The sequence below is a fragment of the Kribbella shirazensis genome (assembly GCF_011761605.1).
GTDB lineage: Bacteria > Actinomycetota > Actinomycetes > Propionibacteriales > Kribbellaceae > Kribbella > Kribbella shirazensis.
In genome coordinates this window covers 701,993-724,796 of sequence record NZ_JAASRO010000001.1, presented here as the reverse complement: position 1 = coordinate 724,796, position 22,804 = coordinate 701,993, and the positions used below count along the sequence as shown (strand labels likewise).

At 69.9% G+C, this 22,804-nt stretch carries 28 protein-coding genes; 17 read left to right on the top strand and 11 right to left on the bottom strand.

The annotated features are described in order from the left end of the window. Nucleotides 1-30: 30 nt before the first annotated feature. The 3 genes from BJY22_RS03405 to BJY22_RS03395 all read left to right on the top strand — a co-directional run bounded on the left by BJY22_RS03405 (nucleotide 31) and on the right by BJY22_RS03395 (nucleotide 2,718). A complete protein-coding gene (locus BJY22_RS03405) occupies nucleotides 31-858 on the top strand; it encodes an NUDIX hydrolase (RefSeq protein ID WP_167203707.1) in 828 nt (275 codons plus the stop codon). Next, nucleotides 855-1,622, top strand: coding sequence for an MBL fold metallo-hydrolase (locus BJY22_RS03400; protein ID WP_167203706.1), 768 nt, complete (start codon nucleotides 855-857; stop codon nucleotides 1,620-1,622). Before BJY22_RS03405 ends, BJY22_RS03400 begins: the two co-directional genes overlap by 4 nt. Nucleotides 1,623-1,761: 139 nt before the next feature. Continuing rightward, the gene (locus tag BJY22_RS03395) at nucleotides 1,762-2,718 is read left to right on the top strand and encodes a type IV toxin-antitoxin system AbiEi family antitoxin domain-containing protein (RefSeq protein ID WP_167203705.1); all 957 of its coding nucleotides are present in this window, start codon (nucleotides 1,762-1,764) and stop codon (nucleotides 2,716-2,718) included. A gap of 89 nt (nucleotides 2,719-2,807) precedes the next feature. Here BJY22_RS03395 and BJY22_RS03390 read toward each other — a convergent pair whose 3' ends face one another. Further along, nucleotides 2,808-3,485, bottom strand: coding sequence for a cyclic nucleotide-binding domain-containing protein (locus BJY22_RS03390; protein WP_167203704.1), 678 nt, complete (start codon nucleotides 3,483-3,485; stop codon nucleotides 2,808-2,810). 135 nt (nucleotides 3,486-3,620) lie between these two features. On the opposite strand from BJY22_RS03390, the gene nth reads away from it, so the two are divergent. The 6 genes from nth to BJY22_RS03360 are packed head-to-tail and all read left to right on the top strand — an operon-like array spanning nucleotide 3,621 to nucleotide 8,259. Beyond that, nucleotides 3,621-4,385, top strand: coding sequence for an endonuclease III (nth, locus tag BJY22_RS03385; RefSeq protein ID WP_167203703.1), 765 nt, complete (start codon nucleotides 3,621-3,623; stop codon nucleotides 4,383-4,385). Next, nucleotides 4,382-5,098: a TlpA family protein disulfide reductase gene (locus tag BJY22_RS03380; protein ID WP_337758116.1), complete on the top strand. Its 717-nt coding sequence runs from the start codon at nucleotides 4,382-4,384 to the stop codon at nucleotides 5,096-5,098. Before nth ends, BJY22_RS03380 begins: the two co-directional genes overlap by 4 nt. Next, complete coding sequence (locus BJY22_RS03375) at nucleotides 5,095-5,859, top strand: NUDIX domain-containing protein (protein WP_167203701.1); 765 nt, start codon at nucleotides 5,095-5,097, stop codon at nucleotides 5,857-5,859. Before BJY22_RS03380 ends, BJY22_RS03375 begins: the two co-directional genes overlap by 4 nt. Next, the gene (locus BJY22_RS03370) at nucleotides 5,856-7,034 is read left to right on the top strand and encodes a MarP family serine protease (RefSeq protein ID WP_167203700.1); all 1,179 of its coding nucleotides are present in this window, start codon (nucleotides 5,856-5,858) and stop codon (nucleotides 7,032-7,034) included. Before BJY22_RS03375 ends, BJY22_RS03370 begins: the two co-directional genes overlap by 4 nt. 36 nt (nucleotides 7,035-7,070) lie before the next feature. Next, nucleotides 7,071-7,571 (top strand): SigE family RNA polymerase sigma factor, encoded by a 501-nt coding sequence (locus BJY22_RS03365; RefSeq protein ID WP_167203699.1) that lies wholly within the window; start codon nucleotides 7,071-7,073, stop codon nucleotides 7,569-7,571. A gap of 1 nt (nucleotide 7,572) precedes the next feature. Then, nucleotides 7,573-8,259, top strand: a complete 687-nt coding sequence (locus tag BJY22_RS03360) for a hypothetical protein (protein WP_167203698.1) — start codon at nucleotides 7,573-7,575, stop codon at nucleotides 8,257-8,259. On the opposite strand, the gene BJY22_RS03355 is transcribed toward BJY22_RS03360, so the two are convergent. Genes BJY22_RS03355 through nhaA form a run of 3 tightly spaced genes read right to left on the bottom strand, consistent with a single transcriptional unit; the run spans nucleotide 8,222 to nucleotide 10,826 of the window. Beyond that, the gene (locus tag BJY22_RS03355; protein WP_238350686.1) at nucleotides 8,222-9,070 is read right to left on the bottom strand and encodes an alpha/beta fold hydrolase; all 849 of its coding nucleotides are present in this window, start codon (nucleotides 9,068-9,070) and stop codon (nucleotides 8,222-8,224) included. The genes BJY22_RS03360 and BJY22_RS03355 overlap by 38 nt on opposite strands. 50 nt (nucleotides 9,071-9,120) lie before the next feature. Beyond that, the gene (locus BJY22_RS03350) at nucleotides 9,121-9,564 is read right to left on the bottom strand and encodes a phage holin family protein (protein WP_167203697.1); all 444 of its coding nucleotides are present in this window, start codon (nucleotides 9,562-9,564) and stop codon (nucleotides 9,121-9,123) included. Between the two features lie 47 nt (nucleotides 9,565-9,611). Next, nucleotides 9,612-10,826 carry a Na+/H+ antiporter NhaA gene (gene nhaA, locus BJY22_RS03345; RefSeq protein WP_167203696.1) on the bottom strand — a complete coding sequence of 405 codons (1,215 nt, stop codon included), beginning with the start codon at nucleotides 10,824-10,826 and terminating at the stop codon, nucleotides 9,612-9,614. 353 nt (nucleotides 10,827-11,179) lie between these two features. Here nhaA and BJY22_RS03340 point away from each other — a divergent pair, with 353 nt between their 5' ends. Both BJY22_RS03340 and BJY22_RS03335 read left to right on the top strand, forming a co-directional pair. Next, nucleotides 11,180-11,626: a CBS domain-containing protein gene (locus tag BJY22_RS03340; protein WP_337758113.1), complete on the top strand. Its 447-nt coding sequence runs from the start codon at nucleotides 11,180-11,182 to the stop codon at nucleotides 11,624-11,626. Between the two features lie 34 nt (nucleotides 11,627-11,660). Further along, nucleotides 11,661-12,950 (top strand): ArsB/NhaD family transporter, encoded by a 1,290-nt coding sequence (locus BJY22_RS03335; RefSeq protein WP_167203695.1) that lies wholly within the window; start codon nucleotides 11,661-11,663, stop codon nucleotides 12,948-12,950. Here BJY22_RS03335 and BJY22_RS03330 read toward each other — a convergent pair. Beyond that, nucleotides 12,932-13,603 (bottom strand): haloacid dehalogenase type II, encoded by a 672-nt coding sequence (locus tag BJY22_RS03330; protein WP_167203694.1) that lies wholly within the window; start codon nucleotides 13,601-13,603, stop codon nucleotides 12,932-12,934. The two genes, BJY22_RS03335 and BJY22_RS03330, sit on opposite strands and share 19 nt — an antisense overlap. Before the next feature lie 50 nt (nucleotides 13,604-13,653). Between BJY22_RS03330 and BJY22_RS03325 the strand changes: the two genes are divergently transcribed. After that, nucleotides 13,654-14,235, top strand: coding sequence for a TetR/AcrR family transcriptional regulator (locus BJY22_RS03325; protein WP_167203693.1), 582 nt, complete (start codon nucleotides 13,654-13,656; stop codon nucleotides 14,233-14,235). A gap of 51 nt (nucleotides 14,236-14,286) precedes the next feature. Here BJY22_RS03325 and BJY22_RS03320 read toward each other — a convergent pair whose 3' ends face one another. After that, a complete protein-coding gene (locus BJY22_RS03320) occupies nucleotides 14,287-15,234 on the bottom strand; it encodes a glutathione S-transferase family protein (RefSeq protein WP_167203692.1) in 948 nt (315 codons plus the stop codon). A 199-nt stretch (nucleotides 15,235-15,433) separates the two neighbouring features. Here BJY22_RS03320 and BJY22_RS03315 point away from each other — a divergent pair, with 199 nt between their 5' ends. Further along, a complete protein-coding gene (locus BJY22_RS03315; RefSeq protein WP_167203691.1) occupies nucleotides 15,434-16,192 on the top strand; it encodes a GntR family transcriptional regulator in 759 nt (252 codons plus the stop codon). 231 nt (nucleotides 16,193-16,423) lie between these two features. Here BJY22_RS03315 and BJY22_RS03310 read toward each other — a convergent pair whose 3' ends face one another. After that, nucleotides 16,424-17,098, bottom strand: a complete 675-nt coding sequence (locus BJY22_RS03310) for a sugar isomerase domain-containing protein (RefSeq protein WP_167203690.1) — start codon at nucleotides 17,096-17,098, stop codon at nucleotides 16,424-16,426. Between the two features lie 45 nt (nucleotides 17,099-17,143). After that, a complete protein-coding gene (locus tag BJY22_RS03305; protein ID WP_167203689.1) occupies nucleotides 17,144-17,743 on the bottom strand; it encodes an NAD(P)H-binding protein in 600 nt (199 codons plus the stop codon). A 71-nt stretch (nucleotides 17,744-17,814) separates the two neighbouring features. Between BJY22_RS03305 and BJY22_RS03300 the strand changes: the two genes are divergently transcribed. Both BJY22_RS03300 and BJY22_RS03295 read left to right on the top strand, forming a co-directional pair. Continuing rightward, a complete protein-coding gene (locus BJY22_RS03300) occupies nucleotides 17,815-18,159 on the top strand; it encodes a winged helix-turn-helix transcriptional regulator (protein ID WP_167203688.1) in 345 nt (114 codons plus the stop codon). A gap of 55 nt (nucleotides 18,160-18,214) precedes the next feature. Next, nucleotides 18,215-18,655: a MarR family transcriptional regulator gene (locus BJY22_RS03295; protein WP_167203687.1), complete on the top strand. Its 441-nt coding sequence runs from the start codon at nucleotides 18,215-18,217 to the stop codon at nucleotides 18,653-18,655. A 20-nt stretch (nucleotides 18,656-18,675) separates the two neighbouring features. Here BJY22_RS03295 and BJY22_RS03290 read toward each other — a convergent pair whose 3' ends face one another. Next, nucleotides 18,676-18,828 (bottom strand): hypothetical protein, encoded by a 153-nt coding sequence (locus BJY22_RS03290; RefSeq protein WP_167203686.1) that lies wholly within the window; start codon nucleotides 18,826-18,828, stop codon nucleotides 18,676-18,678. Nucleotides 18,829-19,103: 275 nt separating this feature from the next. On the opposite strand from BJY22_RS03290, the gene acs reads away from it, so the two are divergent. Continuing rightward, the gene (gene acs / locus BJY22_RS03285; RefSeq protein WP_167217824.1) at nucleotides 19,104-21,038 is read left to right on the top strand and encodes an acetate--CoA ligase; all 1,935 of its coding nucleotides are present in this window, start codon (nucleotides 19,104-19,106) and stop codon (nucleotides 21,036-21,038) included. Between the two features lie 57 nt (nucleotides 21,039-21,095). Here the strand turns inward: acs and BJY22_RS03280 are convergent, their stop codons facing one another. Continuing rightward, nucleotides 21,096-21,434 carry a DUF402 domain-containing protein gene (locus BJY22_RS03280; RefSeq protein WP_167203685.1) on the bottom strand — a complete coding sequence of 113 codons (339 nt, stop codon included), beginning with the start codon at nucleotides 21,432-21,434 and terminating at the stop codon, nucleotides 21,096-21,098. A gap of 152 nt (nucleotides 21,435-21,586) precedes the next feature. Further along, on the bottom strand, nucleotides 21,587-22,303 hold the full coding sequence (locus BJY22_RS03275; protein ID WP_167203684.1) for a methyltransferase domain-containing protein: 717 nt from the start codon (nucleotides 22,301-22,303) through the stop codon (nucleotides 21,587-21,589). 51 nt (nucleotides 22,304-22,354) lie between these two features. Here BJY22_RS03275 and BJY22_RS03270 point away from each other — a divergent pair, with 51 nt between their 5' ends. Continuing rightward, nucleotides 22,355-22,804 carry a hypothetical protein gene (locus BJY22_RS03270; RefSeq protein ID WP_167203683.1) on the top strand — a complete coding sequence of 150 codons (450 nt, stop codon included), beginning with the start codon at nucleotides 22,355-22,357 and terminating at the stop codon, nucleotides 22,802-22,804.

Sequence of the window (22,804 nt, the reverse complement as noted above, 5' to 3'; positions counted from 1 at the left end):
GCTCGCGGGTAGCCGGGGGTCTGACCGGTGATGCGTGATCTGAGCTCGGAGCTGATGACCGGCCGGATGGCCGAGACCGCCCTGGAGTACGCCCGCGGCACCCGCACCCCGGTCACACCCCGCCCCGCCTCGACGGTGATCCTGCTCCGCGACACCTCCGGCCACCCGGAGGTGTACCTGCTGCGGCGGCAGCGGACCATGGCGTTCGCTGCTGGGATGACCGTCTTTCCGGGTGGGCGGGTCGACCCGGCGGATTCGGCGATCGCGGACGCCTGGTCGGGGCCGCCGCCGGAGGACTTCGCGGACCGGCTCGGCTGCTCCGCGGAGCTCGCGGCCGCGTACGTCGCCGCCGCGGTGCGCGAGACCTTCGAGGAGTCCGGCGTACTGCTGGCCGGCTCTTCCACCGAGACCGTCGTCGGAGACACCACCGGCGCCGGCTGGGAGGCCGACCGGGTCGCGCTGGAAGCCGGTGAGCTGCGCTTCGCCGACTTCCTGCACCGCCGCAAGCTGCTGCTCCGGGCGGACCTGTTGGGAGCCTGGGCGCACTGGATCACCCCGGAGTTCGAGCCGAAGCGCTACGACACCGCGTTCTTCGTCGCCGCTCTCCCGGCGGGGCAGCTCACCCGGGACGTGACGAGCGAGTCCGACCAGGTCACCTGGATCCGCCCGGCGGATGCGGTCGCGGCGGTCGACGCGGGCGAGATGCTGATGCTGCCCCCGACGTACGTGTGCTGTCGCGAGCTGTCGCAGTACGGCGACGTGGCGGCGATCCTGGCCGCGGCCGGCGAACGCGAGATCCGGGCGATCATGCCCACCGTGCGCGTCGACGGCGACCAGGCCTATCTGGAGACCACATGAAAGTCACCGACTACGCCACCCTGGTCCGGGCGGACAACCCCGGTCTGATGACGCTGGACGGCACGAACACCTGGATCCTGCGGACCCCCGGCGCCGAGCGGTCGGTGGTCGTCGACCCCGGCCCGATGCTGGAGGACCATCTCCGCGCCGTACTGGACGAGGCCGGAAAGGTCGCCGTCGTCCTGCTCACGCACAAGCATCCCGACCACTCCGAGGGCGCCGCCTGGTTCGCGAACCAGGCCGGCTGCGGCGTCCGCGCTGTCGATCCCGGCTTCCGCATCCCCACCGACCACGCCCACGGGCTGCCCGAGGGCGACGTGATCACGGCCGACGGGCTGCGCATCGAAGTACTCCCGACGCCCGGTCACACCCTCGACTCGGTCTGCTTCTGGCTCCCGCAGGACGGCTCGCTGCTCACCGGCGACACGGTCCTGGGCCGGGGTACGTCGGTCGTCGCGCACCCGGACGGTGCCCTGGGACCGTACCTCGACTCCCTGGACCGCCTGCGGGCCTTCGCGGACTCACCGGCCGGCGTCGCCCGCCTGCTCCCCGGCCACGGCCCGGTCGTCGACGACCCGTCCGGCGTCCTCACCTACTACATCGACCACCGCCAGGAACGCCTCGCCCAGGTCCGGACCGCCGTCGCCGAAGGCCACACCACCCCCGAGGCAGTCGTCGAACACGTCTACGCCGACGTCGACAAATCCCTCTGGCCCGCCGCCGAACGCTCAGTCCGAGCCCAACTCGACTATTTGGCTGGCTGACCCACCAACTTCTGGGTTCTACACCCTGATCGAGAGTGCAGAACCCAGAATTTGAGGGGGTAGCCAGCCAAATCGGGGTTTTCCACAGGTGTGGCGGAGGGGCGCGCGGGGACGGTGGTGCCCGGGGGATGCTGGGTTGGTGAATCCTCGGTTGGCGCTCGTCGCGGACGGGCAGGGCGGCGTGTTCAGCCGGAATCAGGCGCTGGCGGCCGGCTACACCCCCGAACAGATCCAGGAACGACTCGGCGACGGACGCTGGGAGCGGGTGCGCCACGGGCAGTACTCCGAGCGACTTGACCTCGGGCAGCTGCCGCCTTGGGAGCGAGAGCTCCAGTTGCACCGGCGACTCGTGCACGCTGCCATGAACTCGATGCATCCAGGAACCGCCGTGGTGAGCCACCATTCCGCGCTGATCCTGCACGGCGTACCCGTCTGGCAGGCGGACCTCACCGAAGTTCAACTCACCAGATCCAGCGGATGGCGCAGTGGCGCGGTGGCCGGCGTCAGGCATCACCGAGGACAGCTGACCGCGGCAGATGTCGGCAAGGTGGACGGCTTGCCGGTCACGACCGTCGCCCGAGCATTGGCCGAGACCGCCGGCGCGGGATCGTTCGAGGCGGCCGTGGTGAGCGCGGATGCCGCGCTCCGCGGCGGTCGGTTGTCCGATGACGAAGTACGGCGGGTGCTCGAGCAGACCGAGTACTGGCCGGGAGGACCGAATATCCGGTCCGCACTGGCCTTCGCGAACCCACTCGCGGAATCGGTCGGCGAGTCCCGGTTCCGGGTCCTGATGCACCAGCAGGGCCTGCCGGCGCCCGCGCTCCAGGTGACGTACGAAGACGCGGACGGCGTCATCGGCCGCGTGGACTTCGACTTCCCCGGGCGGGACACGGTCGTCGAGTTCGACGGACTGATGAAGTACGCCGACGGCGGGCGCGAGGCACTGATCCAGGAGAAGATCCGTGAGGACCGTCTCCGCGCGCTGGGCCTGCAGGTCGTCCGGGCAACCTGGCACGACCTGGCGCATCCACGCCGCGCTGCCTCGGGCATCTGGCGCGCGTTCGACCGCGCCCGCCGTACCCGTTTGGCGGGCTGACCCATCAAGTTGGGGGTTCTGCACTCCGAATCAGGGTGTAGAACCCCGCATCTGAGTGGTCAGCCAGCGAAATCGGGGAGGTGGTGGGGTCAGCGGGCGCGGCGCTGGAGGCGGTCGACGTCGAGGAGTACGACGGAGCGCGGCTCCAGGCGGACCCAGCCGCGGGAGGCGAAGTCGGCCAGGGCCTTGTTGACGGTCTCGCGGGAGGCACCGACCAGCTGGGCGAGCTCCTCCTGGGTGAGGTCGTGGTGCACGTGGACGCCGTCGTCCGCGGTCCGGCCGAAGCGGCTGGCGAGGTCCAGCAGCGCCTTCGCGACCCGGCCCGGTACGTCGGAGAAGACGAGGTCGGCGACCACGTCGGAGACCTTGCGCAGGCGGGAGGCCAGCTGCAGGAGCAGGCCGCGGGCCACGGCGGGGCGGCCGTCCAGCCAGCGGAGCAGCTCGTCGTGGGTCAGCGACATCAGCGAGGCGTCGGTGACCGCGGTGACGGTCGCGGACCGCGGCCCCGGGTCGAACAGCGACAGCTCACCGAACATCTGCCCCGGGCCGAGCACGGCGATCAGGTTCTCCCGGCCGTCGGCGGAGGTGCGGCCCAGCTTGACCTTGCCCTCGACCACGATGAACAGCCGGTCACCGGAATCGCCCTCGTGGAACAGCACCTGGCCGCGGCGCAGCCGGCTCTCCGTCATCGAGGCTGCGAGCGCGTCGGCCGCCTCGTCGTCGAGTTGACTGAACAGCGGTGCCTGTCGGAGCACTGCGGCATCCACTTCTGGGCCTCCTAGGACCTTCGACCACGACTCCGGACGTGGGATCCGCCACGTCCGTCGACCGATATGTGTACACCCGGTCGGAACAAAACCGTAGCCCCTCGGGTGTCGGCACCGCCACGTAGGCTTGCCTCCATGCCATCCCCGCGTGTCGCGGAACCCCTTCCGGTGGTCCCGCTGAAGCTCCCCCGCAAGGCGCCGGTGTACGTCGAAGAGACCCAGACCCAGCTGGTCCGGCGGGCCCGGAAGATGCACAAGGTGCTGACCGAGACCTACCCCGACGCGCACTGCGAGCTGGACTTCACCACCCCGCTCGAGTTGCTGGTGGCCACGATCCTCTCGGCCCAGACCACCGACGTGACGGTGAACAAGGTGACCCCGACCCTGTTCGCGAAGTACCCGACCGCCCAGGCGTACGCCGAGGCCGACCGGGACGAGATGGAGGCGATCCTGAAGCCGACCGGCTTCTTCCGTGCCAAGACGAACAGCGTGATCAAGCTCGGCCAGGCCCTCGTCGACGAGTACGACGGCGTCGTGCCGGGCAAGCTCGAGGAGCTGGTCAAACTCCCGGGCACCGGCCGGAAGACCGCGAACGTCGTCCTCGGCAACGCGTTCGGCGTCCCCGGGATCACCGTCGACACGCACTTCGGCCGCCTGGTCCGCCGGTTCGGCTGGACCGCCGAGGAGGACCCGGTCAAGGTCGAGCACATCATCGGCGCCCTGTTCCCGAAGAAGGACTGGACGATGCTGTCGCACCGGCTGATCTTCCACGGCCGCCGCCGCTGTCACGCGAAGAAACCCGCCTGCGGCGCCTGCCCAATCGCCCAATGGTGCCCGTCGTACGGCGCCGGCCCGACCGACCCCGAGGCCGCGGCGAAGCTGGTGAAGGCCCCGGCGTGAGACTCCGATCCGGTACGCCGCTCCGCACCGGCCGACCGCTCCGCATCAGCCCGCGGTCCCGCGCCGGCCGACCGGCCTGCGCGAGCCGACTGCTCCGCGTCGGAGCGGTCCGTGCTGGAGCGGTCCGTGCTGGAGCGGTCCGTGCTGGAGCCGTGCTGCTGGTGTTGTCGGTGACACTGGCGGCGTGTGGATCGGAACAAGGCGATGACCCGGACCAGCCGTCGTCCGGGGGGAGCGCCGTGGCCGGCGCCGACACCTTGGAGCCCTGCCCCGCGACACCCTCGAAGCCTCCGGTCACCAACAGCCTCCCGGACCTCAGCCTCCCGTGCCTCGGCAAGGGGCCGGACGTCCGGCTCGCGGATCTGCGGGGGCCGCTCGTGATCAACGTGTGGGCGCAGTGGTGCGGCCCGTGCCGCGACGAAGCGCCGTACCTGGCCGCCCTCGCGAAGTCGGGCAAGGTGAGCATGCTGGGGATCGACTACGCCGACCCGCGGCCGGAGCTCGCGGTGAAGTTCGCGACGGAACAGGGCCTCAAGTATCCGCACGTCAAAGACCAGGACAAGGCGATCCAGCGGGCGCTGAAGGTGGCCGGCCCGCCGTTGACGGCATTCGTGGACGCGGACGGCGCGGTCGCCTACGTGCACCACGGCGTACTGACGTCCCAGCAGCAGCTGGACCAGCTGGTCAAGGACAAGCTCGGAGTCACACCGTGACGGCCGCGGAGATCCCGGACTGGTTGGCGCCGCTGGCCAAGGCGTCCGAGAACGTCGATCCGAACCTGTTGTCCCGGTTCCTGCCGCCGGACGATCCGTCGGTCCGGAAGTCCGCCGTTCTGATCTTGCTTGCTGACGGCAACGAAGGCCCGGAGGTGCTGCTCACCGAGCGGGCCTGGACGCTGCGCAAGCACGCCGGGCAGATGGCGTTCCCGGGCGGCGGCGCGGATCCCGAGGACGGCACCGGGGACACCGGCCTGATCCGGACCGCGTTGCGCGAGGCCGAGGAGGAGACCGGGCTCGACCCGGCCGGGGTGGTGCCGTTCGCGATCTGGCCGGCGCTCTGGGTGCCGGTGAGCAACTTCGGCGTGTCGCCGGTGCTCGCCTGGTGGCGGGAACCGTCGCCGGTCGCGGTGGTCGACCCGGCCGAGGTCGCGTCCGTGCACGAGGTGCCGCTCAGCGCGCTCGCCGACCCGGTGAACCGGATCAGTTGCCTGCATCCGAGCGGGTTCACCGGGCCCGCGTTCACCGTCGGCGACCTCTACATCTGGGGTTTCACCGCCGGCCTGCTGGACAAATTGCTCCTGCTCGGCGGGTGGTACCGCGACTGGGACCCCTCGAACGTCGTACCGTTGCCCGACCGGCTGGTCGAAGCGGCCTGGCGGAGCGAGGGGCGGCGGTCGGACGACGTACGCCGGATGACCGCCATCGAGCACGACCTCGGCCAAGCGCAGGGTCCTGAGCCGGAAGGTGTGGAGTGAGCAAGCTCGACTGGGCGTTGCTGATCGTCACCGCGCTGGTGGCGATCTCGGGATACATCGAGGGCTTCGTCCTGGGCGCCTGCGCCACCATCGGTCTGCTCGGCGGCGCGGCCCTCGGCGTCTGGGGCGTGCCGAAGGTCCTGGACAACTTCTCACCGAGCGTGTCGGTGTCGTTCGCGGCGCTGGTGCTCGTCGTCCTGCTCGCCTCGATCGGGCGAACACTCGGGGCCCTGATCGGCTCCAGGGTCAGGGACAGACTGTCGTGGAAGCCGATCCGGTTCCTGGACGCGCTCGGCGGTGCCGCGCTGGCGGCCGCGTCGGTGCTGATCGTCGCCTGGGTGCTCGGCGTCGCGGTGAGCGGCGCGCGGATCCCGAGCGTGACGTCCGCGGTCCGCGGCTCGGAGGTGCTGGCGAAGACCGACGAGGTCCTGCCGAACAGCGCCGACCGGGCGTTGCAGTCGTTCAACGACGTGGTCAACACCGACCTGTTCCCGCGCTTCCTCGACCCGTTCGTGCCGGAGCGGATCCGCGAGACGCAGCCGCCGGACGGCGCGATCTCCCGGCAGCAGCCGGTCCGCGATGCGTACAGCCGGATCGCGAAGGTGACCGGGGTCGCCAGTTGCTCGCGCGGTCTCGAGGGCAGCGGGTTCGTCTACGCGCCGAAGCGGGTGATGACGAACGCGCACGTCGTCGCCGGTGTCAGCTCGCCGCAGGTCGAGGTGAACGGGAAGAAGTACGACGCCAAGGTCGTGGTGTTCGACCCGGAGACCGACATCGCGGTGCTGTACGTGAAGGACCTGAGCGAGACGGTCAAGCCGCTGGTCTTCGACTTCACCGGTAAGGCGGACGCCCCGGCGGTCGTGCTCGGCTACCCGGAGAACGGCCCGTTCGACTCCGAGCCGGCCCGGATCCGGTCCGAGGAACGCCTGCGCGGCCCCGACATCTACGGCGACAAGACGGTCACCCGCGAGGCGTTCTCGATCTGGGCCTCCGTCCGCCCCGGCAACTCCGGCGGCCCGCTGCTGTCCTCGAAGGGCACTGTGTACGGCGTGGTGTTCGCCGCCTCCGTCGAGGACAACCGGACCGGCTACGTCCTCACCGCGGAGCAGGTCGCCGCCGACGCCCGCGCCGGCACCACCGCCACCCAAGAGGTCTCGACCCAGTCCTGCACCTGATGCAGCAGTCCCGTCCGCCCACCGCGTTGAGGGGGTATGACGGTGACGACGAGCGGGCTCTCGTTTGATGAGCTGGTGCGGACGAGCGAGCGCCGTCTGCTGCGGCTGGGGCTGATGCTCACCGGGAGTGTGCACAGCGCGGAGGACCTCGTGCAGACAGTCTTCGCCCGGGCACACCGACGGTGGAGCCGGATCGTCGAGTTGGACCATCCCGAGGCGTACCTGCGGACGATGGTGGTCAACGAGTTCCTCAGCTGGCGACGGTTGCTGAAGAGCCGCGAGATCACGCTCGCCGAGCCGGTGGAGGAGCCGTCCGGCGAGGACATCGGAGCCCGGCAGGCCCAGCGCGACGCCACCTGGCGACTGCTCGCCCGGCTGCCCCGCCAACAGCGCGCCGTGCTCGTCCTGCGCTACTACGAGGACCTGTCCGACAGCGAGATCGCCGAGCTGCTCGGTATCGCGCCCGGCACCGTCAGGTCGAACGCCGCCCGAGGACTGGCGGCCCTGCGCGACAACCTGTCTGCCGAGGAGAACTGAGATGCCCAAGCTGACCGACGACGAACTCGGCACCCTGCTGCGCGAGACCTTCACGAGCAAGGAGGCCCTCGTCGATCACTTGCCGGAGACAACCAAGCGGCGGAGCCCGGTCCCGGCGTTGCTCGCCGCGGCTGCGGTCGTCGTCGTACTCGCCGGTGTCCTGTACGGCGTCCAGCGTGTGGACCGTCCGGATCCGGCGCCGCCGGTCGCGACGGCTGCATCCTCCGAGAAGGGTGAGATCTGGGGAGTGGCGGTAGCCACGGTGGTGCGCAAGTTCCAGCCTGCCGGCGAACGGTGGACAGCGGTCAAGGTGTTCGGGCAGGCCGCCGCGATGAACGCTTCGGACCCGCCGGAGGTGCTGCAGCCGGGCGTCACCTTCACCACACTCGACAAGCGGGAGATCGAGCGTGCGGTGACCCCGATCGCCCCGGTCGTCGTCTGGACCTCGGCGATCTCACCGGAGACGTGTGCGCCGGGTACGGTTCCCAGCGTCGTCGTCGACCCGATCGTCGGCAAGGGTGATCGCCGCGAGGTCAGGGTGCTGTTCATGCTGGGCTGTGGCGGCAACACCCACAGTGGGACGTACACACTGGAGAAGGTCGACGGCGCTTGGAAGGTGACCGCGGGGACGGGCGACCTGTGCGGTGACGTCAGATCACCTTCAGCCAGTCCACGAGCAGGGTGTTGAAAAGCTCCGGGGCTTCCTCGTGCGGGAAGTGGCCGGCCGAGGTGATCAGCTCGTGCCGGAGTGGCGCTGAGACCAGGTGAGGTGGCGTGGTCGCGGTGGGGGAGACGGCTGGGTCCTGGGCTCCGTGGAGTTGCAGGACGGGTACGGCGACCGGCGTACGCATCCGTGCCGAGTATTTCCGCCCGTCCGGCCGCAACCGCGATCGCGCGAACCAGCGGTGGTACTCGAGCGCACAGTGCGGCGCCGGCCAGACCTGGAGAGCGGCCCGGTAGCGGCGCGACGCCTCCGCGTCCGGGAACGTGCCGCCGGGCGCGGCCCAGTCGCGGAGCAGCCGTTCGATGTGGATCCCGTCCTGTGCCAGCAGCCGGCGTTCGGGCAGGATCGGCAACTGGAACCACGCGGTCCGCGCCACCGCCTGGGTCTGCCCGGACCGGGCGAGCAGCAGCGGATGCGGCGCCGACACCGCGGCCAGTCCACGGAGCTGCCGCGGTGCCAGTACGGCGGCCGACCAGCCGATGAACCCGCCCCACCCGTGCCCGACCACGACCGCGTTCGTCGCACCGAGGGACCGGATCACGCCGGACACGTCGGCGGCCGCGGTGTACGGGTCGTAGCCACGAGGAGTCTTGTCGCTGGCGCCGTACCCGCGCAGGTCCATCGCGACCGCGCGGTACCCGGCGGCCGCGACGACCGGCAGTTGGTGCCGCCACGCCCACCAGAACTCAGGAAAGCCGTGCAGGAACAGGACGAGCGGATCGTCCGCGGCGCCGCACTCCGCGACGTGGAACCGGGCCCCGTTGGCCGCGACCAGTGAGTGCGACCAGGGGCCGTCGACCAGCAGGTCGACGACTCCCGCCGGGCTCAGCGCCGTACGCCCGGCTCAGGCAGGGCGTACGTCTCGTCGTCACCCTTGCCGATCGCCTTGAGCACCTCGACCGACTCCTTCGAGGTCTCGATCGTCCGCTGCGGACCCTTCGCGCTCTTCAGCATCCGCATCCCGACGAACACCAGGACCGCGCCGATCAGCAGGAAGGCGCCGGCGACGATCAGGAACGCGATGGCCGGGTGCAGCCCTGCCGCGGTCAGTCCGTACGCCGCGGCGATGCAGAGCAAGATGACCGCGAGCAGCGCCAGGAACCCGGCGGCCGCGAACATGCCGGCTCCGGTACCGGCCGCGACCGCGGTCTTCTTCAGCTCGGTCTTCGCGAGCTCGATCTCGCTGCGGACCAGGCTGGACAGGTCCTTGCTGGCGTTCGCGACCAGCTGGCCGACCGTGGGCTCGTCCCCGTTCTGCCCCATCGACATCGCAACTCCTTCCGTCCGTGCCCCGACACTACCGTCAGTACTGCGCGTCAATCGGCGTACGCGCGGTTGCGGCGAGCCAGGAGCAGCGCGGCGATCAGCGCGGCCGCGACCGAGGCGATCAGTACGGCGGCCTTCGCGCGCTCGACCTGGGCGGCGTCGCCCTCGAACGCGAGCTGTGCGATCAGCAGCGCGACCGTGAAGCCGATCCCGGCCAGCACCGACACCGCGCCGACGTCCCGCCAGGCCAGGTCCGAGTTCAGCTCGGCGCGGGTGAAGCGGGCCGTCAGCCACGATCCGCCGAACACCCCGATCGTCTTCCCGAGCAGCAACCCGGCCGCGACACCGATCGCGACGGGATCGGTCAGCAGTTGCCGTACGGCGCCCCCGCTCAGCGTCACGCCCGCGGCGAACAGCGCGAACAGCGGTACGGCGACCCCGGCGGACCACGGTCGCAGCCGGTGCTCGATCCGCTCGGCCGGGGCGTGCTCCTCACCCGGATCCGCGACCACCCGGGTCACGAATCCGAGGGCGACCCCGGCGATCGTCGCGTGGATCCCGGACTCGTGCATGAACCACCAGGCCGCCAGGGCGATCGGCACGTAGAGGAACGGCGTACGGATGCGGCGGCGTTGGAGGACGTACCACAGCGCGATCAGTGCGACCGCGGCGAGCAGCGGGAGCAGGTGGAATCCGTGCGAGAAGAACACGGCGATCACGAGGATCGCGCCGAAGTCGTCGACCACCGCGAGGGTGAGCAGGAACGCCCGGAGCGCGCTCGGCAAGGACGAGCCGACGATCGCGAGGACGGCGAGCGCGAACGCGATGTCGGTGGCGGTCGGCACGGCCCAGCCGTGCGGCTTTCCGTCGGAGGTGACGAGGTTCGCGATCAGGTAGATGATTGCCGGGAGCACCATTCCGGCGATCGCGGCGACCACCGGGACGACCGCCTCGCTGAGCTTCGACAGCGTGCCGACGACCAGTTCCCGCTTCAGCTCGACGCCGGCCAGGTAGAAGAACAGCGTCAGCGCGCCGTCGGAGGCCCACGCCTCGACGGTGAGCGGGCCGAGCTGGGTCTCGCGCAGGTGGTGGTACGCGTCCTGCCACGGCGAGTTCGCCCAGGCCAGTGCGACCACGGCGGCCGCGAGCAGCAGCAGGCCGCCGGTCGTCTCGGCGCGCAAGGTGTCGGCGAGGAAGGCTCGCTCGCGGCCGAGAACGCGGGGGAAGGCGCGCTTACGCTGCCGGATCCGCGGGTGCTGACTCATGGGTCGGCCCTTCGTTCGGGGTCGCTCGGACGAATGCCGACCAGACTTCCCGGCGCACCAACAGCAGTCTAACGGCTCGAACCTGCGCCGACGGCGGGTTCGCACGACGCTCGGTATCTGCCCGGCGGTCGGGTTTCCGCTGCCCGACGGCGGGTTTCCTCGACGGCCGGTGTTTGCCCGGGCAGGCGGTTTTGCGGCAGGGTTGGGCCCGGTGCGCCGGGAAGTCTGGTCGGCAATCTCGTTCCCCAGGCCGGGGAACGAGCCCGCTGTCGTTGCCCCGGGAGGCGCTGTGCCCTGTCAGAACCGTGTGAGGGACATCACCGAACTGCCCGGTTCCGACGTAGGCTGCAGGCGTGCACGGAGAGCAGATGGCCGAGGACTTCCCGGTCGTGAGCCTGGACGACAACGCGCTGGAGGCGGCCCGGCTGCTGGCCACGCGTCGCCTGCCGGGGCTCATCGTGACCAAACCCGACGGGTCGCCGTACGCCGTGCTGCCTGCGTCGCAGGTGGTGCGGTTCCTGGTCCCGAGCTACGTACAGGACGACCCGTCGCTGGCCCGGGTGATCGACGAGCCGCTGGCCGACCGGGTGGCCGACAAGCTCGGCGGCCTGACCGTCCGCAAACTGCTGCCGGACGAGCCGCGGGAGATCCCGGTGGTCAACCACGACGACACGCTGCTGGAGATCGCCGCGATCATGGCGCGGCTGCGCTGCCCGCTGGTCGCCGTACTCCGCGACAACCGCATCATCGGTGCGATCACCGCCTCCCGACTGCTGGAGCTGGCCGTCACCAACCACTGACCCGCGGGGCGACGCTGGGCTGTGGGGCGGGGCGATGACGGTCATCGCGGTTGCGGTGTTCGTCGTCGCGTACGTGCTGATCGCGACCGAGTGGACGCACAAGCTGCTCGCCACCCTCGGCGGTGCCGGCGTGCTGCTCGCTCTCGGCGTCACCGACGCCGAGCACGCCTTCTACTCACCCGACACCGGCATCGACTGGGACGTCGTGTTCCTGCTGTTCGGGATGATGGTGATCGTCGGCGTACTCCGGCGTACCGGCGTCTTCGAGTACATCGCGATCTGGGCGGCCAAGCGGGCCAAGGGATCGCCGCTACGGGTGATGATCCTCCTGACGCTGATCACCGCCGCCGCCTCCGCGTTCCTCGACAACGTGACCACCGTGCTGCTGATCGCGCCGGTCACACTGCTGGTCTGCGACCGGCTCGGCATCGACCCGGTGCCGTTCCTGATCGCCGAGGTGATGGCGTCCAACATCGGCGGCGCCGCGACGCTGATCGGCGACCCGCCGAACATCATCATCGCCAGCCGGTCCGGCCTCACCTTCAACGACTTCCTGGTCCACATGACCCCGCTGGTCGTGATCGAGCTCGTGGTGTTCACGCTGGTGCTACCCCGCCTGTTCAAGGGGTCCTTCACGGTCGATCCGGACCGGGTCGAGGGCGTCCTGCGGCTGAACGAGCGGGAGGCGATCGAGGACCGCGGGCTGCTGATCAAGTGCGGCGTCGTCCTGCTGCTGGTGTTCACGGGGTTCGTGGGCCATGCGGCGTTCCACATCGAACCGTCGGTGGTCGCGCTGCTCGGCGCCGGGCTGCTCGTGCTGATCTCGAAGGTCCCCACCCGGGACTACATGTCCAGCGTGGAGTGGCAGACGCTGCTGTTCTTCGCCGGCCTGTTCGTGATGGTCGGCGCGCTGGTGAAGACGGGTGTGATCGGGGACCTGGCCGGGTGGGTCGGCTCGGTGACCGGCGGCCACACGCTGCTGGCCGCGATGCTGATCCTGTTCGTCTCGGCACTGTTGTCCGGTGTCATCGACAACATTCCCTACGTCGCGACGATGAGCCCGGTGGTCCTCGATCTCACCCGCGGGATCGCCCACCCTCAGCAGGCCGAAGCGCTCTGGTGGGCACTGGCGATCGGCGCCGACTTCGGCGGCAACGCGACCGCGATCGGCGCCAGCGCCAACGTGGTCGTGATCGGCATCGCGCTCCGGGCCGGGCACCCGATCAGCTTCTGGGCCTTCACCCGCAAGGGCGTGGTGATGACCGCGATCACGATCCTGGTCGCGGCGCCGTACCTCTGGCTGCGCTATTTCGCGTTTTCCTGAAGGATTTCCGCGAGTTCCACGAAGTCCGGAACGAGGATTTCCGGGGCGGAAAACGTTCTTGGGTACGGCGTGCGGCGTCGGTCGACGTAAGCGGTCTGCAGCCCGGCGCGGTGCGCGCCGTCGATGTCCCACGGGTGGACCGCGGCCAGCGCCATCCGTTCCACCGGGACCCCGCAGACCTCGGCGGCGTGCCGGTAGGCGTCCGGGTGCGGCTTCCACCGGCGCGGCACCGAGACGTCCAGCCGGTGCTCGAGCAGGGGCAGGATTCCGCCGTTTCGGAACACGTTTTCGGACATCGCTGCAGCGCCGTTCGTGAGCGTCACGATGCGGATACCGGCCTCGTGGATCCGGCGCAGTCCCGGCTCGACGTCGGCATGCAACGGCAAGCGCGTGAATCCGGACAGCACCGTCGTCACCTTCTCGTCGCTCGGCTCGATCCCGGCGGCGACGAGCCGCTCCTCCAGGAGGCCGGCGGCCAGGTCGCGGAACGCGACGTACTCGCCGACTGCGGTCAGGGCGAACCCGTCCCGCAGGATCTCCGCGAACCACACATCGAGACCGTGGCGCGGCAGACCCACCTCCTCGAACCCGTCCCGCAGCGGCTCCATGTCGGTCAGGGTCTCGTTGACGTCGAGCACCAGTACGTCGATCATCACGGCTCCTCGCTATCTTGGATCGGTCGTTCCAAGATATGATGCCGAGTATGCCCGATGTCAAACATTTCGACGAGGCGGAGGCGCTGGCCGCGGTCGAGCAGCTGTTCTGGCGGCGCGGGAGTGCGTCGACCGGGATCCAGGACGTGGTCGCGGCGACCGGGCTCAGCCGGTCGAGCCTGTACAACGCGTTCGGCGGCAAGGACGACCTGTATGCGGCGGCCGCCCGCCGGTACCTCGAGCACCGGTCCCGGCCGATGTTCGACCAGTTGGCCGCGGACGGGCGTGGCCTCGTCGCGGTGCGGGTGTTCTTCGATCGGCTGCTGCGGTTGCGGTGCTCGGGTGAGTACGCCGGCTGGGGGTGCATGATGGCGAACGCGAACGCCGAGGACCCGCCGGACGCCGTACGGGCGGTGCTGTCCGAGCATCACGCAGTACTGCGAGACTCGCTGGCCGCCGCACTGAAGGTTGCTGAGAGCAACGGGGAGTTGCGGGCCGGGGTCGAGGTCGAGGGGGCGGCCGAGATGCTGACGCTGCTGGCTTACGCGGTGAACCTGCGCTCGCGCTCGGGCGCGACCCGGGCGCAGCTGCGGTCGGCCGTCAGCGCCGCGCTGGCTGCACTCGCCGCGTGATCCGCTGTCGGCCTGCTGCCTGAGCGGCTGCGGCTGCGGATCGCGGTCTGATCAGGCGGTCCACACTCGAGGGTCGGGGCCCTTCGGGACGATGCCGGTCGGGTTGATGTTGTCGTGCGTGACGTAGTAGTGCCGCTTGATCTGGTCGAAGTCGACCGTCTCGCCGAAGCCGGGGAGCTGGTACAGGCGGCGTGCGTACGCCCACAGGTTGGGGAACTCGGTCAGCTTCTGCCGGTTGCACTTGAAGTGCCCGTGGTACACCGCGTCGAAGCGGACCAGCGTCGTGAAGAGCCGGACGTCCACCTCGCGGAGCGTGTCGCCGAGCAGATAGGTGCGGTCCGCGAGCCGCTCCTCGAGTACGTCGAGGCGCGCGAACAGGGCGTCGTACGCCTCGCCGTACGCCTCCTGCGTGGTCGCGAAACCGCAGCGGTAGACGCCGTTGTTCACGTCGCGGTAGATCTCCTCGATCAGTTGGTCCATCTCCGCGCGGTCCGCCGGGATCAGCTGCGGTGCGTCGGCGCGGTGGTACTCGGTCCACTCGGTCGAGAGGTCGAGGGTGATCTGCGGGTAGTCGTTCGTGACGACCTCGCCGGTCCGGGTGTCGACGATCGCGGGCACGGTCACGCGGCCGTCGTACGACGGATCGGTGCGCAGGTACGCCTCGGACAGGTACTCGATGCCGAGCACCGGGTCGCGTCCGTCCGGGTCGAGCGTGAACCGCCAGCCGCGCTCGTCGCGGATCGGGTCGACGACCGCGAGGCTGATCGCGTCCTCCAGGCCGAGCAGCCGACGGACGATGATCGAGCGGTGCGCCCACGGGCAGGCCAGGCTGACGACCAACCGGTACCGCCCCGGCTCCACCGGCCACCGGCCCTGCTCGTCCGGCCCTTCGCCCCGTGTGGCCGTGGAATCGCGGGTGATCCGTCCGGTGAACCTGTTGCCCTGGCGCTTCCACTCGCCGGCGGAGGACGTCTCCTGCACGAACTGTCCCGGGGTCATACCGCTAAAACTACCCCCGCTGGGAATTGGCTGAGGCTGTGGACGGTCACTGGCCGTGCAGTGGCACCGGACGTTACAGTCAGGCTGACAAGGTCGTCCGGGACAACGTCGTCGCGGGCACCTTGCGCGGTACGACACGCCGCGGCCCGCGTACCCCGGCAACCGGTTTGCCGGGCAGATTCCCAGGGATACTGACCTCATGGCCCGCCCACGGAACAACCCCGGCGACCTCGCCGAGCTCCCTACCGAGCTGCGCCCGGATCGTCCGAAGGGTGACCAGATCCGCGAGATTCTGGAGAACCTCACCCGCTCGCTGGCTGTCGGCACCGTGCTGCCGTCCGAACGCGTCCTCGCCGAGCGCTTCGGCGTGGCCCGGATGACCGTTCGCCAGGAGGTGGACCGTGTCGTCGCCGAAGGCCTGGCCAACCGACGTCCCGGAGGCGGCACGTTCGTCGCCGAGCCGCGCCCGTCGCGGATGCTCGCGTCGTCGTTCAGCCAGGACATGATCAACCGCGGCATCAAGCCCGGCGCGAAGGTTCTCGAACACCGCGTCGGTGCCGCCGACGAGGACCTCGCCCGCGAACTCGAGGAGCCGGTCGGCACCCCCGTCCTGCACCTCGTCCGCCTCCGCACCGCCGACGGCGACCCGATGGCGATCGAGCGCACCGCCCTCTCCCTGAACCGCTACCCCGGCCTCGACGAGATCGACTTCGCCGAGAAGTCCCTCTACACCGAGCTCTCCACCCGGTACGGCGTGACGCTCGGCATGGTGTCCGCGTCCATCGTCGCCGCCCCACCCGAGCCCCGCGACGCCGAGCTCCTCGAGATCGACAACACCACCCCCTGCCTGATCATCACCTCGGCCCCCCGCACCGCGACCGACCAGGTCATCGAGTTCGGCATCTCCACGTACCGCTCGGACCGCTACGACATCACCGTCGCCTACCGCGCCACCTGAGAAGTACCTACCGACGCCGCGTGTGATCGCCCCACGCCTGCTACGCAGCCGCCTACTTCGCCGCTGCGCTCCTCGGCACGTCTGCTCCGCGCGCTCCCACCCATCCCACAGCGGCGGCGCCAGGATCCGACGACCCGGTCGGGTGGATCTCCGCCACTCACCAACCCGCACCGTCACAGCCACGCGCCGCCCCTTCCCGCCTGCGTGCGGAGTGGGTTGCGCACCGCGTGATTACACGTTCAGGCTGCGTAGGACGTTCGGTGTGAGGCCGCGTTCGGACAGGCGCGTCACGATTTCTGCGGTGAGGGCCTGGAGGAGTAGGGCTCCTACGAGGGTGGACGTGGCGCCGGTGCGTTCCGGCGTACCGGGGACCTCGATGAGGGCGTCGCCGGGGATGCCGCAGTTGTCGATGACGACGTCGGCGGTTTCGAAGAGGCGTTGGCCGCCGGGGGCGCGGGACGTGGTGGCGTTGGAGTGGGCCAGGGACGTCAGCGCGATCACCTGCACACCACGCTCCCGCGCGCCGAGGGCGAACTCGACGGGTACGGCGTTGCGTCCGGAGTTCGACGCGATGAGGACGACGTCGCCGGCTGCCAGCGGGTTGATCTCCAGCAGGACGTCGGCCAGGCCGGGGAGGCGTTCGAGGAGCGAGCTCTTCTGCAGGCCCTCGTGCAGCATGAGCCCCGGTTCGAGGATCGCCCGGACGTCGGCCAGACCGCCGGCGCGTCCGTACAGCTCCTCGGCGAGCGTGTGACTGTGCCCCGTCCCGAACACCCAGAACGTCTTCCCGCCGGCGAGCGCGTCCGCGACCAGCCCGGCCGCCACCCGGATCGCGCCCAGTTGCGTGTCGGCCGCCTGCTGCGCGATCGCCAACGCCTTGCCCAAGTACTCCTCGGCCCCAGCCATGCCTCGAACCTATCGTCCGTACGCCGGCCCCCGCGACCCGCCCGTCTAGACCACTACTCCGATCGCCTCGCCGTGGTGCGCCGGGTGGTCCACCTCGTCGACGAGCGCGACCGCGAAGTCGGCGTACGAGATGAGGTCCTGCGGGTTTCCGGGTGCCACGCGATAGTGGCCCTTGCGGGACGGATCGGCGTGGTCGAAGTCGCCGGTCGGCGCCACCGACACCCAGTCCAGCGACGACGCGGCGAAGATGTCGAGCGCGGCCTGGTGGGCGAGGAAGAACGACCGGTACTCGTTCGGATACCCCTCGGTGTCCATCAGCAACGTCCCGTAGGCGGTCGGCAGGATCGACGCCAGGCCGACCCACACCAGTCGCGGGACCCCCGCCTCGAGCCCCTCGACCAGCGCCCGCGCAGCCCGCGGGAAGAACTCACCCGGATCGCTCCCGCCGTCGTACACCGCCGCGATCACCGCGTCCTGCCCGACCGCCAGTTCGGCGATCCGTGCGGCATCGGTCACGTCCCCGGGCACCAGTCCGTCGCCGGCTGTGCGCGCGACACCGACGACCTCGTGCCCGCGCTCGCGCGCCTCCGCCACAGCCGCCTTGCCGGCGCGTCCCCGGGCGCCGATCACCAGAATCTTGCTCACCGCAACCTCCTTGAAAGTGGTACGGCGACCGTAGAAGGATGGGTGGTTACCGATTGGATACCGTGGAGGGCATGGAGGCGCTGCGAGCGGACATGTTCGAGGAGATCTGCCCGTCGACGCTGCTCCCGTTCCGGGTCGGCGGCGACAAATGGGCGGGCCTGGTACTGCGGTGCCTGGAGGACGGTCCCCGTCGGTACTCCGAGTTGCGCATCCCGCTCGCCCGGGTCAGCCCGAAGGTCCTGACCCAGTCCCTGCGGACGCTCGAGCGCGACGGTTTCGTCCGGCGGACGGAGTACGAACGCCGGGTCACGTACGAGCTGACCGACCTCGGCCGCAGCCTGCTCGAACCGCTGCGGATGCTGTGCGAATGGGCCCAGGACCACTGGGACGAACTGCTGGACGCCCGCGAATCGTAGGTCCGGCCAACGCTCCCGTGGCGGCGGCGAACCGCTGACCACTTAGACTGCGCGGGTGGATGAGCAGACCCCGACCGCCCTGACCCAACTGCCGAGCTGGTTGCTGACCCAGAGTGCGGCCCAGGCACACCGCATCGTCGCCGAGTCCTTCGCCGCCGGAGGTGCGCGCGGGTACCACTTCCGGCTGCTCGCGACGCTGGTGGAGTTCGGCCCGGCCAGCCAGGCGGACCTCGGGCGCCGCAGCTCGATCGACCGCAGCGATGTGGTTGCCGCGCTCAACGAGCTCGAGGCCGACGGGTACGTCGAACGCAGCCCGGACCCGGCCGACGGCCGCCGCAACGTCATCACGATCACCACCGCGGGCAAGCGGCACTACCGGCGGCTCACGAATCTGGTCGGCAAGGCGCAGGAGGAGATCTTCGCGCCGCTGTCCGCGACCGACCGGACCCGCCTGACCACGATCCTCGGCAAACTCCTGGCTTATCACCAGGAGTAGTCGGCCCGAGCAAGTCCGGGCTAGTAGACCGGCAGCTGGGCGCGGGCGTCCTTCTGGGTCCGGCGAACACGCAGCTCACGGGCGTGAACGCGGCGACGGGCGGCGCGGGAGATCTTCCGCGGCTCGTCGGTGACGGCGGTCGGCATCTGCGCGGTCGGCTGCATCGGGTTCACACAGAGTCCGATGCGCGGTCCGCCCGGTTGGTTCCGCCGTACGCCGAAATTCCCGTCCCGCCGGTCGTGGCGCAGGCCCCGGTCGGCCCGCGCGGGTGCCTGTTCGGCGCAGAATCGGCGCGGCTGGGCGATACGCCGGTTCCCTGCCGGGGGCAGCGTTGGTAGAAAGGTAGCCGGGCGCTCCAGCGCGCCGAAGCCAGCGAGGAGGAGTCGTCGACGTGACGAATGCAGAGTCACCCCAGCCCGAGGCCCAATCTGAGGCGCTGTCGAACCTCATGCACGAGGAGCGCCGGTTCGAGCCACCGGCCGAGCTCGCCGCGAACGCGAACCTGAAGGCCGACGCCTACGACCAGGCCGCGGCCGACTTCGAGGGGTTCTGGGCCGAGCAGGCCAAGCGCCTGACCTGGGCCAAGGAGCCGACGCAGACGCTGGACTGGAGCAACCCGCCGTTCGCGAAGTGGTACGCCGACGGCAAGCTCAACGCGGCGTACAACTGCCTCGACCGGCACGTCGAGAACGGTCTGGGCGACAAGATCGCCTACTACTTCGAGGGTGAGCCCGGTGACACCCGCGAGATCACCTACGCGCAGCTCAAGGACGAGGTCTGCCAGGCCGCGAACGCGCTGATCGAGCTCGGTGTGCAGACCGGCGACCGGGTCGCTATCTACATGCCGATGATCCCGGAGACGGTCGTCGCGATGCTCGCCTGCGCCCGGATCGGGGCCCCGCACACGGTCGTGTTCGGCGGCTTCTCCGCGGACGCCCTGAAGGGCCGGATCCAGGACTGCGACGCGCGCATCGTGATCACGTCGGACGGCGGCTACCGCCGGGGCGCGCCCGCGGCGCTGAAGCCGGCCGTCGACGCCGCCCTCGAGGACTGCCCCGACGTGCGGAACGTCCTGGTGGTACGCCGTACCGGTCAGGACACGAACATGGTCGAGGGCCGCGACCTGTGGTGGGAGGACTTCGTCGGCAAACAGTCGACCGAGCACACCCCGGAGGCGTTCGACGCCGAGCACCCGCTGTACGTGATGTACACGTCGGGTACGACGGGCAAGCCGAAGGGCATCCTGCACACCACGGGCGGGTACCTCGTCGGGACGGCGTACACGCAGTGGGGTGTGTTCGACCTCAAGCCGGACACCGACGTGTACTGGACCGCGGCCGACATCGGGTGGGTGACCGGCCACAGCTACATCGTGTACGGCGCGCTCGCGAACGCGACGACCTCCGTGATGTACGAGGGCACGCCGGACACGCCGCACCAGGGCCGCTGGTGGGAGATCGTCCAGAAGTACAAGGTCTCGATCCTGTACTGCGCTCCGACGGCGATCCGGACGTTCATGAAGTGGGGCGCCGACATCCCGGCGAAGTTCGACCTGTCCTCGCTGCGGGTGATCGGGTCGGTCGGCGAGCCGATCAACCCGGAGGCGTACGTCTGGTACCGCGAGCACATCGGCGGGAACGAGGCGCCGGTCGTCGACACCTGGTGGCAGACCGAGACCGGTATGCACATGATCTCGCCGCTGCCGGGCGTGACCGCCGGTAAGCCGGGCGCCGCGATGAAGGCGATCCCGGGCGTGAGCGTCGATGTCGTCGACGACGCGGGTGAGCCGGTGCCGAACGGTTCGGGCGGGTACCTCGTCATCACGAAGCCGTGGCCGGCGATGCTCCGAACGCTGTGGGGCGACGACCAGCGGTTCGTCGACACGTACTGGTCGCGCTGGCCGGGCGTGTACTTCGCCGGTGACGGGGCGAAGAAGGACGAGGACGGCGACCTCTGGCTGCTCGGCCGGGTCGACGACGTGATGAACGTCTCCGGTCACCGGCTGTCGACGACGGAGATCGAGTCCGCGCTCGTCTCGCACCCGAAGGTCGCCGAGGACGCCGTGGTCGGCGCGTCCGACCCGACGACGGGTCAGGCGATCGCTGCCTTCGTGATCCTCCGCTCGGAGGCCGGCGACGGCGGTCCGGACGTGGTGCAGGAGCTGCGCAACCACGTGGCGAAGGAGATCGGCCCGATCGCCAAGCCGCGCCAGATCATGGTCGTCGCGGAGCTCCCGAAGACCCGCTCCGGCAAGATCATGCGCCGCCTGCTGCGCGACGTCGCCGAGAACCGCGACGTGGGCGACGTCACCACCCTCGCCGACTCGAGCGTCATGGACCTGATCAAGTCCAACCTGGAGTCCGGCAAGTCCGACGAGGACTGACCGCAACTGCAGTTGCCGACAGGCCCCCGGTGCATCCCACCGGGGGCCTGTCGCCTGTCAGAACGCCGGGAGCCGGTCAAGCGCCGTCACCGCGCCCGGCGGAAACTCGGCGCCCGGCCCGCTGGGACCTTCCGCCGGGCGCCGCAGATACCGATCGACGAATCGCTGGGTCGCGGTCAGCACGTCGGCGCACTGTGAGGGCGTGAGCTTGCCCGCCCTGACGGCGTCAGCCAGTTCGTCCAGATCGAGGATCTGGTACCGATCCACCGCGGGCGGGATGAGAAAGTCGACGTACAAGTCGTGAACGACCAGCCCGCGTTCGGTCTGCTCGATCTCCACCAGGTCGACGTACCACCATCCCTCGACCGCCCCCTCGAAGACAGCCGGCTTGGTCAACTGGACCGCCTCGCCGAGCAACAGGTAGCTCCGGTCGACAGTAGGACGTCCCGCGACCTGATACCGAGGCAGGATCTGTACGTCGTACGCAACAACCTCCCCGAATTGTCGTCCAGCACACCACTGTCCGCTCCGGTGCAGAACCTCGACGTTCATGCCGGCCGGGCGCGGAGGATGATGATGCCGACGTACCGGGACAGCCACTCCTGCTTGTGCGGGTAGCGCTGTTTGTTCTCGTCGGACAACTGCGGTTCGAGGACGTGCTCGACCCGGAATCCGTTGTCCGTCAAGGAGTTATGGATGGTCGAGAACGTGTCCGTCGTGTGCGTGACGGTGATTTCCGGATTCCACAGCGACGGATACGAGTACGGCCCGACGGCGTGGTACGCGTCCCCGATCCCGACACCGTCCCGCTCGGAGCGCTCCACGGCGTACCGGATCGGATGAGCCATCGACACGACCAGTACGCCGTCGTCGGCCATCATCGACCGGACCGCGCGTAAGGTCCGGGCGCGGTCCGTGGCGTAGGCGAGGGACTGGAGGAACAGGACCACGTCGAAACGGCGATCCTGCAACGGCTCGAGTTCGTCGAGAACCGACAGATCGCCGGTATGGAAGGCGACGTCCACCCCGGCAGGCGGTGTGCGGAACTCGGCGCCGATGTCCACGCCGACCACCGACGCGGCACCGTGCTCGACGGCGAGTTCGATCGCCTTGCCGCCGTTGCCGCAGCCGACGTCGAGGACGGAGCGGCCGGCGACGGGCCCGATCAGTGAGCGCTGGGCGTCCCACTCCATCAGCCGGTCGAGGGAGTCCTCCCGGGCCCGCCGGTCTTCGTAGTCGGTGGTCAACGTCTGCCAGGGGTCCATGGCGGCGAGGCTATAACGTTTGTGCACCCCGGTGGGCTTACCGTCGGGGGTATGACTGTCGCGACGGCTTTGGTGGCGATCGTGCATGCCGGGTTGGCTGCCGCGTGGGGCGGGGGGATGGCCTACTCGCTGTTCGTGGTGCAACCGAAGTTGAAGGCGTACTTCGGGAACGACCGCGACGGGCGTGAGGCGCTGACGGCAGTGATTGCCTCAGGCAACCGGTGGAAGGTACTGGGGCTGATCGGGGTAATCGCGGTGACCGGGATCGTTCTGTTGCTGATCGATCGCGAGGACTGGCAGTTGCACGCGGCCAAAGGGGCGCTCCTGCTGATTGCGACCGGCATCTTCTGGTACGTCTCCTGGCGCCACTGGCCACAGCGCGTCTTCGCCACCGCCGCCGAGCTCCCGATTCTCCAGCGCCGCCTCATCCGCCTGGCGACCACGATGCTCACCCTCGCCGGAGCCGCCTTCGCACTCGGCGTACTCGCCACCCACGTCTGA